General features: G+C 63.0%; 10 protein-coding genes and 1 pseudogene. 5 read left to right on the forward strand and 6 right to left on the reverse strand.

All coding sequences use genetic code 11. The features are described from left to right. Positions 1-14 precede the first annotated feature (14 nt). From CEQ44_RS10350 to CEQ44_RS10365, 4 genes are read left to right on the forward strand one after another with little or no spacing between them, the layout of a single operon-like run. Entirely contained in the window at positions 15-1319 is a 1305-nt protein-coding gene (locus CEQ44_RS10350) for a glycoside hydrolase family 1 protein (RefSeq protein WP_088183728.1), read from the forward strand. A 12-nt stretch (positions 1320-1331) separates the two neighbouring features. Then, positions 1332-2261, forward strand: coding sequence for an alpha/beta hydrolase (locus CEQ44_RS10355; RefSeq protein ID WP_088183730.1), 930 nt, complete (start codon positions 1332-1334; stop codon positions 2259-2261). Beyond that, on the forward strand, positions 2258-2713 hold the full coding sequence (locus CEQ44_RS10360) for a hypothetical protein (RefSeq protein ID WP_088183732.1): 456 nt from the start codon (positions 2258-2260) through the stop codon (positions 2711-2713). The genes CEQ44_RS10355 and CEQ44_RS10360 overlap by 4 nt, the downstream gene beginning before the upstream one ends. A 19-nt stretch (positions 2714-2732) precedes the next feature. After that, a complete protein-coding gene (locus tag CEQ44_RS10365; protein ID WP_088183784.1) occupies positions 2733-6059 on the forward strand; it encodes a glycosyl hydrolase in 3327 nt (1108 codons plus the stop codon). Positions 6060-6062: 3 nt separating this feature from the next. On the opposite strand, the gene CEQ44_RS10370 is transcribed toward CEQ44_RS10365, so the two are convergent. The 5 genes and pseudogenes from CEQ44_RS10370 to CEQ44_RS10390 all read right to left on the reverse strand — a co-directional run. Beyond that, positions 6063-7388, reverse strand: a complete 1326-nt coding sequence (locus CEQ44_RS10370; RefSeq protein WP_088183734.1) for a DUF3422 domain-containing protein — start codon at positions 7386-7388, stop codon at positions 6063-6065. A 93-nt stretch (positions 7389-7481) separates the two neighbouring features. Next, positions 7482-8243 (reverse strand): TIGR02186 family protein, encoded by a 762-nt coding sequence (locus CEQ44_RS10375; protein WP_088183736.1) that lies wholly within the window; start codon positions 8241-8243, stop codon positions 7482-7484. After that, positions 8243-9157 (reverse strand): sulfite exporter TauE/SafE family protein, encoded by a 915-nt coding sequence (locus tag CEQ44_RS10380; protein WP_088183738.1) that lies wholly within the window; start codon positions 9155-9157, stop codon positions 8243-8245. The genes CEQ44_RS10375 and CEQ44_RS10380 overlap by 1 nt, the downstream gene beginning before the upstream one ends. Before the next feature lie 57 nt (positions 9158-9214). Further along, positions 9215-10300 carry a hypothetical protein gene (locus tag CEQ44_RS10385; protein ID WP_088183740.1) on the reverse strand — a complete coding sequence of 362 codons (1086 nt, stop codon included), beginning with the start codon at positions 10298-10300 and terminating at the stop codon, positions 9215-9217. Next, positions 10297-11190, reverse strand: a pseudogene (locus tag CEQ44_RS10390) (glycosyl transferase family protein); the annotation flags it as partial. The gene CEQ44_RS10385 and the pseudogene CEQ44_RS10390, both read right to left, overlap by 4 nt. Here CEQ44_RS10390 and CEQ44_RS23970 point away from each other — a divergent pair. Continuing rightward, on the forward strand, positions 11173-11544 hold the full coding sequence (locus CEQ44_RS23970) for a hypothetical protein (protein WP_140419315.1): 372 nt from the start codon (positions 11173-11175) through the stop codon (positions 11542-11544). The pseudogene CEQ44_RS10390 and the gene CEQ44_RS23970 overlap by 18 nt on opposite strands. 171 nt (positions 11545-11715) lie before the next feature. Here the strand turns inward: CEQ44_RS23970 and CEQ44_RS10395 are convergent, their stop codons facing one another. Further along, positions 11716-12276, reverse strand: coding sequence for a hypothetical protein (locus tag CEQ44_RS10395; RefSeq protein WP_088183744.1), 561 nt, complete (start codon positions 12274-12276; stop codon positions 11716-11718). Positions 12277-12460 lie beyond the last annotated feature (184 nt).

Consider the following 12460-nt stretch of genomic DNA (forward strand, 5'->3'; position numbering starts at 1 on the left):
GAGAGATCGACACCATGCTGGACCGCAGAACCCTTCTGGCCACCGGCGCGGCGCTGATGGCCGCCCCCGGTTTCGCCGCGCACAAGGCCGCCGACCCGAATTTCCCGAAGGGTTTCCTATGGGGTGCTGCGACCGCGGCGCACCAGATCGAGGGCAACAACATCGCTAGCGATCTGTGGTTTCTGGAAAATCAGCAGCCCACCGTCTTCGCCCAGCCGTCCGGCGACGCCTGCAACAGTTTCGCTCTGTGGGAAACCGACCTCGATCTCGCCAAGACTATGGGCCTCAACTGCTATCGCTTCGGCATCGAATGGGCGCGAATAGAGCCGGAGAAGGGGCTGTCTTCGCAGGCGATGCTTGACCATTATCGGGCGATCGTCGACGGGTGCCGCGCGCGCGGTCTGACGCCGATCGTCACCTACAGCCATTTCACCGCGCCACGCTGGTTCAGCGCGCAGGGCGGCTGGACCAACCCCGAAAGCGCGCAGCTTTTCGCCCGCTATTGCGACAAGGCGACCCGCGCTCTGGGGCAGGGGGTGGACCGGGTCATCACCTTCAACGAACCCAATATCCTGCTGTTGCTGAAGCCTATGTTGCCCCAGCAGGTGTGGGACATTCAGAAACTCACGCTCGACACCGCGGCCAAGCGGCTGGGCGTGCCCAAGTTTGTCAGCGCCAATGTCGCCGGGTTTGACGATTTGCCTGCGCTGCAAAAGGGGCTGCTCGCCGCGCACAAGGCGGGCAAGGCGGCGATCAAGGCGGTGCGGCCCGACCTGCCGGTCGGCTTCTCGCTGGCGATGATGGACGACCAGGCCGTGGGCAAGGCGTCGATCCGCGACAGGATGCGCGGCGAACTTTACGGCGAATGGCTGAACGTCGCCAAGGGCGATGATTTCATCGGCGTACAGAATTACGAACGCGCGCTCTGGGGCGACAAGGGCCGCCTGCCTGCGCCCGCCGGATCGACCGTCAACTGGTCGGGCACCGAAGTCTGGCCGGGCTCGCTTGCAGGCGCGGTGCGCTTTGCCCATGAGGCGACCGGCGTGCCGATCCTGGTGTCCGAACATGGGGTGGGCAGCGATGATGACGCGATCCGCGCGAAATTCATTCCCGAAGCGCTCGCCGGCCTGAAGGCTGCGATGGACGATGGCGCGCCGGTGCTGGGCTATTGCCACTGGTCGCTGCTCGATAATTTCGAGTGGATATTTGGTTATAAGCCCAAATTCGGCCTGCACAGCGTCGATCCCGTCACCTTCGCCCGCACGGCAAAGCCCAGCGCTGCCGTCTATGGCGCGATCGCCCGCCGCAACGCGCTGTAAGGAGACTATCCGATGAAATCTGTGATTTGCGCGGCTATCTTGCTGGTCGCTGCTCCGGCCGTTGCGCAGGATGTGCATATGGAGCCGATCAAGGCCCCCGACCAGAAAGGCGCGATTCCCCTTTATCCGGCTGTCTCTCCGCCCGCGGACAAAGACGAGCAATGGTCGCATATGCAAGTGACGCTTGGCGCGAACAGGCTGGATAACATCATGGTGCGCAATGTCGTGCGGCCGACTTTGACCCCCTATCTGCCTGCGCCGGGCAAGGCGACCGGCGCAGCGGTTATCGTGGCGCCCGGCGGTGCTTTCCTGTCCCTGTCGATGACGGGAGAGGGTAGCGAGATCGCCCAATGGCTGGCCGACCATGGCGTTGCGGCCTTCGTTCTGAAATATAGACTGAACGCAACGCCACGGGACGATCGCGCCTTTCTGGACATGATGGGGCAGCGCTTCGCCGCCGCCGCCAAGGATGGCCCAGCCGAAGACGTGAAGGAACCGCGCGCGACGCAGGATGCGATCAGGGCGCTGGACATCGTGCGCGCTGGCGCGACCCAATATCATGTCGATGCGTCACGCGTCGGCATGATCGGCTTTTCCGCCGGGGCGATGACCACGCTCAACGCCGCGCTGGAAGGGCAGGGCGCGCAGCGGCCCGCGTTTATCGGCTATATCTATGGGCCCATGGCCGCCATCTCCGTGCCGGCTGACGCACCGCCGATGTTTGCGGCGATCGCCATGGACGACGGGCTTTTCGCAAAGCAGAATTTCGGCATCGTCGAAGCTTGGCGGCAGGCGAAGCGGCCGGTCGAACTCCACGCCTATGAACGCGGCGATCATGGTTTTGGCAAGGGTTTGCCCGGCACGACGACCATGGGTCTGTTGCCGCAATTCCTGTCCTGGATGGAGATGCGGGGGCTGCTGGCGGCGAAAGCCAGCCAGTGACACAGGCTGTTTCGATCGGTCGGGAAGCGGCGATCAGCATCGTCATCAACGGCGTCCTGAGCCTCGCCTTCTTCCTCGGCGTCTTCGGGACGCAGCCGCGTCTTTTGCGCTGGGGCGCGCCGGATCAACTCGCGCAGGATTTCGTGCCGCAAAGCATTGCCGTTGCGCTGATGAGCGCTCTGGTTCCGTCGCTGATCGTGCGGCGCAAGCTGATCCGCGCGGCGGTCCAGCACGCCGTTTCGCTGCGCGGTATCCTGTTGCGCGCGGCGCTCTTCGCTATTGCCGGTGCGGGGCTGGGCGGGTTGCTAGCCGTTTCGATCGGCGGCCTGGACGTTCCTTCGATCGCCTGGGGCGCTGCCATGATGATCAAGATCGCCTATGGCGGCGCGCTTGGCGCGCTGGTCGCCAGCCTGGCGCTACGGCGACTGCTGTCGTCCGCCCGCCCTGTTTGAACAAGAGGATCGTTCGTCGATGAAAGCCCGCACCCTTCGTTTCGCCGCGCTGCTGGTCTGCAGTGCGATCGGCGCGCCCGCGCTGGCGGATGATCTGGCGGATGGCTTCCGCAATCCGCCTCAGTCGGCGCGGCCGCGCGTGTGGTGGCACTGGATGAACGGCAATGTTACGAAGGAGGGCATCGACAAGGATCTCGACTGGATGGCGCGCATGGGCATCGGCGGGGTCCAGAATTTCGACGCCAGCTTGATGACCCCGCAGATCGTCAAGGAACGACTGATCTATATGACCGACGGTTGGAAGGATGCCTTCCGCCATGCCGTGAAGACGGCGGACGCCAAGGGGTTGGAATTCGCCATCGCCGCCTCGCCGGGCTGGAGCGAGACGGGCGGTCCGTGGGTCAAACCGCAGGACGCGATGAAGAAGCTGGTGTGGAGCGAGATGGACCTGCCCGGCGGCCAACGGCTGAAGGGCACGTTGCCCATGCCACCGGCGATTACCGGGGCATTCCAAAGCGCTAAATTCAGCGATCCGCTCGCGGCGGGGGGTGGGGCGGGCGCGCTTCCGACCTCCTATGGCGACGCCCGCATTCTGGCCTATCCGTTCAAGGCCATCCCCCTGCCACAGCCGCGCGTCACCCAGGCGGACGGAACGGCGCTCAGCGCCGCGCCTTTGGTGGACAACGATCTTGAAACGATGGTGCAGATCGCCAAAGGCGACGCCGCCAATCCCGGTGCGCTGATCCTTGACTATGGCAAGCCGGTCACGATCCGCTCTGCCAGTCTGTTCGTGCCCCATGCCCGGCCGCCCTTCGGCGATCCGGCCTATCGCCCGACGCTGGAGGCCGAAACTGTGCGGGGCTGGCAGCCGGTCGGCCGCTTTTCGCTGACGGAAGTATCGGCGACGATAGGTTTCGCGCCAGTTGCCGCTCAGCGCTTCCGTGTCATCCTCTCGCCCAACGATGCGGCCAAGTCGCCTGGTCTAGGCGATGGCGCGCCCGGCGCGATCATGATGGATGTCTTCGCCCGGCCCAGCAGCGCCACGCTGGGCATCGGCGACCTGCGTCTGTCGGCAGAATCGAAGGTGGATCAATATGAGGCGAAAGCCGGTTACGCGATCGTCGCTGACTATAATGCGTTGAGCGATAGGTCCGTGCCCGACGTGCCGGCCATCGATCCGGCGAAGGTGATGGACCTGACCGACCGTCTGCGCCCAGACGGCACGCTGGATTGGACGGCGCCCAGGGGCAGCGATTGGCGCATCGTTCGCATGGGTTGGTCGCTGACCGGCAAGACTAATCATCCCGCCACGCCCGAAGCGACGGGGTTGGAAGTCGACAAATATGATGCGGCGGCGGTGCGCCGCTATCTCGAAACCTATCTTCGCATGTATCGCGATACGGTGGGCGCGGACTGGATCGGGAAGAAGGGCATAAGAGCGCTGCTGACCGACAGTATCGAAGTGGGTGCGTCCAACTGGACCCCGCGCATGGTGGAAGAGTTTAAGGCACGGCGCGGTTATGATCCGGTGCCCTTCCTGCCCACGCTCACCGGCGCGGTCGTGGGATCGGCTGCCCGCAGCGACGCCTTCCTCCATGATTATCGGCAAACGCTGGCGGACCTGCTGGCCGATGCGCATTATGGCACGGTCGCGAAGGTGGCACATGAAAACGGCATGACCGTTTATGGCGAAGCGTTGGAAAATGGCCGCCCGGTGCTGGGCGACGACCTGGACATGCGGTCCCATACCGATGTGCCGATGGCGGCGATGTGGACCTTCAACCGCGGGGGTGCGCCGCGTTCCACGCTGATCGGCGATATGAAGGGGGCGGCGTCGGTCGCCCATATCTACGGCCAGAATATCGTGTCGGCCGAATCCATGACATCGGCCTTTGCGCCCTGGGCCTTCGCGCCATCGGACCTGAAGCGCGTCATCGACCTGGAGTTCGCATCGGGCGTTAACCGGCCGATCATCCATACATCGGTCCACCAACCGGTCGATGACAAGCTGCCGGGCCTCAGCCTCATAATCTTCGGCCAATATTTCAACCGGCATGAAAGCTGGGCGGAGATGGCCAAGCCATGGGTCGATTATATGGCGCGCACCGGCTATCTGCTGCAACAGGGCCGCGACCATGCCGATCTCGCCTATTTCTATGGCGAAGATATGCCGATCACATCTTTGTTCGAACATGGCGTGCCGGCCGACCTGCCCGCCCGCTACGCCTATGATTTCGTTAATGCCGACATCATTGCCAACCGGATGACCGTGGCTAATGGCGAACTGGCGGCGGGCAACGCCCGCTACCGCGCACTCTATCTGGGCGGCGCCAGCCGGGTGATGACGCTGGCGACGTTGCAACGGATCGCGGCGCTGGTGGAGGGCGGCGCGACCATAATCGGCATGGCCCCCGAACGTGCGCCGGGCCTGGCGGACGATACCGCGGCGTTCAAGGCGCTCGTCACGCGCCTGTGGAGCGGCGCTCCGATCGGCAAGGGCCGAGTGATCGCCAGCCGCGACGCCGAAGCCGCACTCGCCAGCACGGGCGTTGGACCGGACTTTCACATAACGAACGGCGCACAGGACGCCGATTATCGCTTCGTCCACCGCAAGCTGGCGGACGGCGATCTGTATTTCGTCAACAACCGCACCGACAAGGCCGGTAGAGTCGAGGCGCGTTTTCGGGTCACCGGCAGACAGCCCGAAATCTGGCGCGCAATCGAGGGTATGGCCGCGCCTGTTTCCTACCGCATCGAAGGCGGCGAAACGGTGATCCCGCTGGATGTCGGCGCCGAGGATGCCTTCTTCATCCTGTTCCGCAAGCCGTCCGCAGTGCCATCTGTCACCATGACGGCCAAGGCAACACATTCGGTCGCGACTTTGACAAGCCCCTGGACCGTCAGCCTCCAGCCCGGTCGCGGCGCACCCGCACGGATCAATATGCCTGCCCTGACACCGCTTGAAAACAACGCCGACAAGGGCGTGCGCTATTTCTCCGGCATCGCGACCTACGCTACGCGCTTCGCCCTGCCAAAGGGCGTGAACTCCGGCGCGCCGCTGTGGATTGATCTGGGCAAGATCGGCGATCTGGCCGAGGTGCGGGTCAACGGCCATCTGGCCGGCACGACCTGGTTCGCGCCCTATCGGCTCGACATCGGCAAGCTGGTGAAGCCGGGCAACAACCAGTTGGAGGTCAAGGTCGCGAACCTGTGGGTCAATCGCCTGATCGGCGACCAGCAGCCCGGCGTGGGAAAAATCACCTTCACCGCCGCGCCGACCTATCGGCCCGACGCGCCGCTGCGTCCGTCCGGCCTGATCGGCCCGGTGCAGTTGCTGGCCGAATAAGCCCTAATGGTCGAGCGTCTCGCCGTCCCGCAAGGATGGCGGGCGCTTCATCTTCCTGATCTTGCGAAGGCCCAGAAACACCGCAGCGATGATCGCGGGGACCAAGGCCAGGTCGATCCAGCCGGGCAGATGCGCGCCCTGATGCTCGATCGCTTCCTTGAGATAATGCCACAGACCGAGCGCATAATAGCTGATCGCCACCACCGACAGACCTTCGACCGTGTGCTGGAGGCGCAGTTGCAGACCGGTGCGCCGGTCCATCGATGCCAACAAGTCGCGATTGCGGCGCGCCAGGGCGGTGTCGACCCGCGTGCGCAGCATCGCGCTGGTCCATGCGGTGCGTTGTGACAAATCTTCCAGCCGCCGACTAAAAGCGTCGCAGGTCCGCATGGCTGGCAGCAACCGCCGCTCGGTAAAATCGTCGAGCGAGCGATAGCCGCGCACGGGCGCGACATCCAGCCGGCGGATGCGGTCGAAACATAGTTCCGCATAGGCGTGGGTGGCGCTCATGCGATAGCGGGTGCGTGCAACGATTTGCGCCAGTTCGGCACCGAGCGTAGAAAGATCCTCCAGAACCGCATCGGCGTCCGCTTGCGGCTCCGCCACGCGCGCGGTGACGTCGGTCAGGCGCTGCTCCAACGTGGCAAGGACCGGCGTCGCCTGCTGCGCTTCGGGCAGGCCAAGCAGCGCGATCTTCCGATAATTGCCCAACTCCTGCAGCCGTTGCACCAACAGCGCAGCTTCTGCGCCCTCCAGTCCGCGATCCTGAACCAGCAAGCGGCCGAACCCATTGTCATGCAGCCGGAAATCGCCCCAGATACGGGCGCGCCCTTGGGCGATGTCCGAAATGATGAGGTCGTCCGAAGCGAAATAGGTGGCGATCGTCGCGTTAGATGGCTCGTTCCTGGTCAAGGCGATCTGGGTCGATCGAATGATCTGCCCCGGCAGCCGATCGATCCAGTGCGACACTGGCAGGAAAGGCGACAAATCGAACGGCTCGCCATCGCCGTCGGCTATGAAACTGTAAGTGATGAACTCGCTGTGCCGTTCCCAGGAAAAGCCGAGCGTGCCAACGCGGCATGCGAAGAAGCGGTCGCTGTCATCGGGGGAGGGAGCATTCTGGGGAAGCAGCGCGTGGAGCGCCGCCAGGCTGTCCCGCGACTCCTGCTCATTGACCATCATCATGAACTGAACGGCGCGGGCTGGGGTTTCCAGCCGCGGCATTTTGCGAACGTGCATTTCGCGCGAGAGCGAGGCGCGCAGGGCATGGCTGCGCTGCGCCAGGTTCGGAAAAGGCCCATCGCCCGGCTGCGTGGCTGTGTCCGTCATTGTCCGATCCCCCTCGACACCTGTGGCGCTATTTTAGTGGGACTATTAGGACTTGAGCAATCGGCTTGATCCAAAGAATGAAAGGGGGGCTTTTCAGATGCGACGGGCGATGAAGCCTGCGGCCCAACCCATGCCTACGGCCATGGCGATCGCCACCAGGCCATAGGCGAAGGACCAATGTTCGGCCGCACTGGCGATGAACTGTTCGAAGCCCGATTTGCGCACGGTAATGTCCCGAACCGCGGCGGCGACCACCCGGCCGTCCTGCACCAGAAAGGTTTCGGCGGTATAGTCGCCCACGATGACGCGCGCCGACAACGGCAGGCGCGCGCGATAGAGGACGCCGTCGGTGATCTCGACCGCGCCTGGCCGCTCAACGAACAGGCCGGACCGCGCCCGCAAATCGACAAGCCCCGACTGGAAGCGCGATAATTCAACGCTTTCGTTCAAAGAGGAGGGCGAAAGTTGTAATTTGTCCACGCCCAGTTCGTAAATGGCGGCGGTGCGTTCATCGACGATCCGGTCGATCGGACGCGAGGACGCCATGGCGTAGAAGCTGGGCGCGGAGCGGAAGCGGGCGGTGTCGGCATTGACCCAGATGCCAGCGACCTTCTGCTTTTCGCGCATGGTGATCGACTGTTCTGGCCCCTTGAGCACGACGACGATGTCGGCCGGCCTGTCGGGGCGCCGACCGTCGGGATAGACGATCGCGCCGAACAGCAGCAGGTCCGCGCCGGTAAAGCTGTACTGGATGACGACTTCGCGCTGGGAAACGTCCGGCACCAGTTGCGGTTCGTCTGCCCCGATCAACGCCAGTGCTGCCGGCAGAGCGAGCAAGGCACGCCAGCGACGCATCAGCCCACCTCGATCGTGTAGATTTCGTCAGGACGAAATCCCAGTCCCAGCGCCATCCGCGCCGCGACGAACAGCACGATCGCGGCCAGCAGAATGCGCAGATATTCCGGCCTGATCGACATGGAAATGCGCGCGCCGACCTGCGCGCCGACGACGCTGCCGATCAGCAGCAGCAGCGCCAGCACCAAATCCACCGCCTTGGTCGTCATCGCGTGCATCATCGTCGTCGCCATGGTGACGAACAATATCTGGAACAGCGATGTGCCGACCACCGATTGCGTCGCCATGCCCAGCAGATAAAGCATGGCGGGCACCAGGATGAAACCGCCGCCCACGCCCAGCAACATCGTCAATATGCCGGTCGCCATGCCCAGCAACAGCGGCGCAAGCGGCGAGATGTAGAGGCCGGAGCGGTAGAAGCGCCAGCGCATCGGCAGCGCAGCGACTAACGGATGATGCCGCCGCTTGCGAGCGGGAAGGCGCTTGCCGGTTTTCAGTGCAACCAGCGCCTGGATCGATTCCTTCGCCATCAATGCGCCTATGCCGCCCAGCATCAGCACATAAAGGATGCCGATGACGGTATCGATCTGGCCCAGATGTTGGAGCAGGCGGAAGATGAAGACGCCCAGGCCCGCCCCGATCACGCCACCCGCGATCAGCACGCCACCCATGCGGAAATCGACGGTGCCGCGCGACATATGCGTAAACACGCCTGAGACGCTGGCGCCGGTTACCTGTGAGGCGGCGGAAGCGGCGGCGACGGTGGGGGGGATGCCATAAAAGATCAGCAGTGGGGTCGTCAGGAACCCGCCACCCACGCCGAACATGCCGGACAGCAACCCGACGACACCGCCCAGGCCGATGATGACAAGCGCGTTCACCGATAGATTGGCTATGGGCAGGTAAAGATCCATGCGTGTCCGCGGTAACGCCAACGGACGGCGATATAAAGCGGCGATGGCGTAAGGCGATTAAAAATCGGCAGCCAGCGTGATAGCCAGGCCTGATCCAGGCCGAGCCTGGCCCGCGATCCGTTCGCGCCATTCGACGGCGATGCGGGCCCCGACATGTCGCAAGGGCAGGCGGAATTGCACTTCGGGGCCTATGTCCAGCCTGCTAACACCCGGCTGAGCGCCCCCCGACATGGCTGCGCCGACACGGAAGGGTGATTGCGCCAGCGGCGTGGACAACGAGAATTTGCCGTCGATGAAAACATCCCCGCGCTTAAAGCCGACGACTCCCGCCTGCCCATAACCCTCGGCCACGACCGTCGGGGCGATCGCCACCGGTCCAAACCCGCCCACCGCCATCACCGCATTGGCGTTGCGTGCGCCGTTGCCCAGCGCGATGCGCCGTTCGACCGCGACACTGACCGGGATCGCGCGGACGGGCTGAATGGACAATCCGACCGCGGCTTCGGGCACCGTCGGGCGCTGAAGGGCGCTGGTCACGCGGCTGTAGGCAATGGTCCTGCTGGCGGCGCGGGGGGTCAGATCATAATCCACGCGGAGGCCGGCCTGCGAGCCGCCGAGTTGCCCGGTCGCAATGGCTCCGCCAGGATTCGCGCCCCCTGGGCGCCACAGCTGCCACGCAGCGGCGTGCCATCGATCCGGCGTTTTTTGCGCCGCTGGAAATGGAGCAGGACTGGCCGTCGGTGCCTGGAATCGGCTTATATAATCCGGGTCGCTCGCGAAATGGCGATTGGCGAACGCGACGGTGAAAGTGATGAAATCCATCAGATCGACAGGCATGGCGGCGTTGTCGGCGGCTGCGGATGGCCGTGCGGACGGTGGCCCGATCTTCTCTTTCGTCGTGCGTGTCGCGATGTGCGGCAAGCGTTCCACGGCCAGCCGTGGGGGTTGCGGCAGCGCCGCGACGGCGGTGGACGCCAGCACGACTGTCGGCAGTAGGACAGATCGCGGTGCATTGTCGGCGTCAGCATAGCTTGGCTGAGGCGGAAGCGTGCCGGCATGATGGCCCATCAGGCGAAGAGCGATCCACCCCATCATCATCATCGCGAAAAAGCGCAATGGGCGGCCGTTCGCGGTACGGCTCACGGATCGGTCTTCAGGTCGGGGAAACTATGCTGCGTCTTGTCCCAGCGGAGCGGTTTGCCAAGGAGTGATTTGCCATAGAGGAAGACGGCCCGTCGAGCCGCCAATATGGCGATATAATTGGCGATGACGGTGCGGGGTATCGCCATCAAGCCAGAGCGCCAGCCATAAGCCCGGCCCGCAAAAAGCGCGCGCATCAAGGTGCGCCAGCCCATCAACCCCATGTTGAACCATAGCAAGGCTTCCGTGAAGGCTGGGAGGGGTGGCGGGGACAATGGCACGAACAGGCCCACCACGGCGATCAGGCCCCATAGGATCAGCGCCATATAGGCGGCAAAGAGAATGAGCGCGGCAATAGTGGCGCGACGGTCGCGAATGCGCATCCACCATTCGGCAGGGCCGCCGTGCCAGCCCATACGATCCCACCCCGCCAGCGATATGCCCACCATCCACCGCGCCTTCTGCCTGACGGCGGCGTGGATGCTGTCGGGGAAATATTCGCGCGTGGCGACAAGCGCACCGGTCCGGTCGCGCATGCGGACGAACACGCCACGCCCGCCCATATTGGCGATTCGCAGGCCCGCTTCATAATCCTCCGTCAGCGAAGAAGGATCGAAAGGGCCGCCATGGGCGGCATCGGATAGGCGGCCAAGCATCTCCCGCTCGAACGCGCACGCCACCCCAGCCGACGGGATCGAGGCACCCAGCGCTTCCCGCACCGTCAGTGCTTTACCGTGGTTTTCCGCAAATTCGTCGCCATAATGGTTGGCGATCGCGCGCGCAAACCATGTCCCGCGACCAGGCAGCGGCAGGACCGGCAACTGGACCAGCGCAAAACGATCGATCATGAAGTCGAACAGCCGGATCTCGTCCGCATGGACCACATCTTCGCAAGTGGTTACGGTTGTAACACTGAAAATACACGCAAATCTGCGATTTTAGGGAAGGGCCGTCATGGGTGGAAAGCGGTCATTAACTCGGTGACGCTAAATGGTTGTGCGGAGGCCTTTAGAATGGCGAGATCATACACCAAAACGGACAAGTTCCTGATGGCGGCAGGCGCGCTAGGTTTCGCTGCCTCGCGCATCATTCCCGTTCCAAGGCCTGTGCTGATTGTCATCGGAGTCGTTGTCGGCCTTTTGGCTCTCTGGCTTTCCGCGAAAGCATTGATACGAAGACGAAGGGAAAAGCTAGAAGATCGAGACGCCGCATGGGATGCGTTCGTTCGGGACCGGAATGTCTCCTAATGGTCGTTCGGCGACAGTCCGCTTTGCTCGTCTGTTAACCATCTTTATGAACCAGTTTCTCGCAAGTAGTTACGGTTATAACACCGAAAACCCACGCAAATCTGCGATTTTAGGGAATCGCAATTTCCGGTCGACTAGTGACCGTGCGCTTTGCAAGGCCGTTAATCAACCTCACGAAATAAACCGCTCCTCATATTCCAGTTCGGCGGCCCAGCACCAAGTGGTGATGATAAAATGAGCTTGGTACAACTCGTCTAAATCTACGTTGACGCCTTCATACGGTTGGCCCGATCTATTGGTTGGGTAGCGAAATCGATCGGCGAACGGGTCAAATGATTGAACATGTGCTACAGTGTCCTTCACCTTATTCGTGTACTCGCCATCATCGACCCAACCTAAGTCTGCCCTTGCAGCGAGTAGGCGCTCAAACATCTTCGTCAAGTTGTGACTTAGGCTGCTATCCAATCCGCCTGCTAACTGGAATATAGCTGATTTGATCGCCAGCTCTACGCTTTGTCGCCAAAGCATCAGAAGAGGGTGGATCAGGAGGCCAGCATGATCCTTTTGAGCCTGATCCCACATTGCCTCAAAGCCCCGCTCGAAGCTATATGACAGAAATTCCCAGGAGCCGGAAAGCAGAGATCCGGGCGAATGCCTGACAAACTCCTGCAAACCCAGTTGGTCGTCAGCGACTTCCAGTTCTAATTGCTGTCTTCGCTCCAACGACATCATCGCGTCTCCAAGGTCTTATGGTCAGCCTCGTAGTCGCCTTGCCAGCCGAGGCCAATGCTCTTCGTTGCTCATCCAGTCCGGGTTATCTGGTCTGCGAGGCGAGGGAGTAAATCGTTCAGGATGGCCCCGACAGCGCGAGCAGCGCAAATGCGTGTCAATCGGCGTGCAAACGGGACCCCTTATC

Source organism: Sphingobium sp. Z007 (genome assembly GCF_900013425.1).
GTDB lineage: Bacteria > Pseudomonadota > Alphaproteobacteria > Sphingomonadales > Sphingomonadaceae > Sphingobium.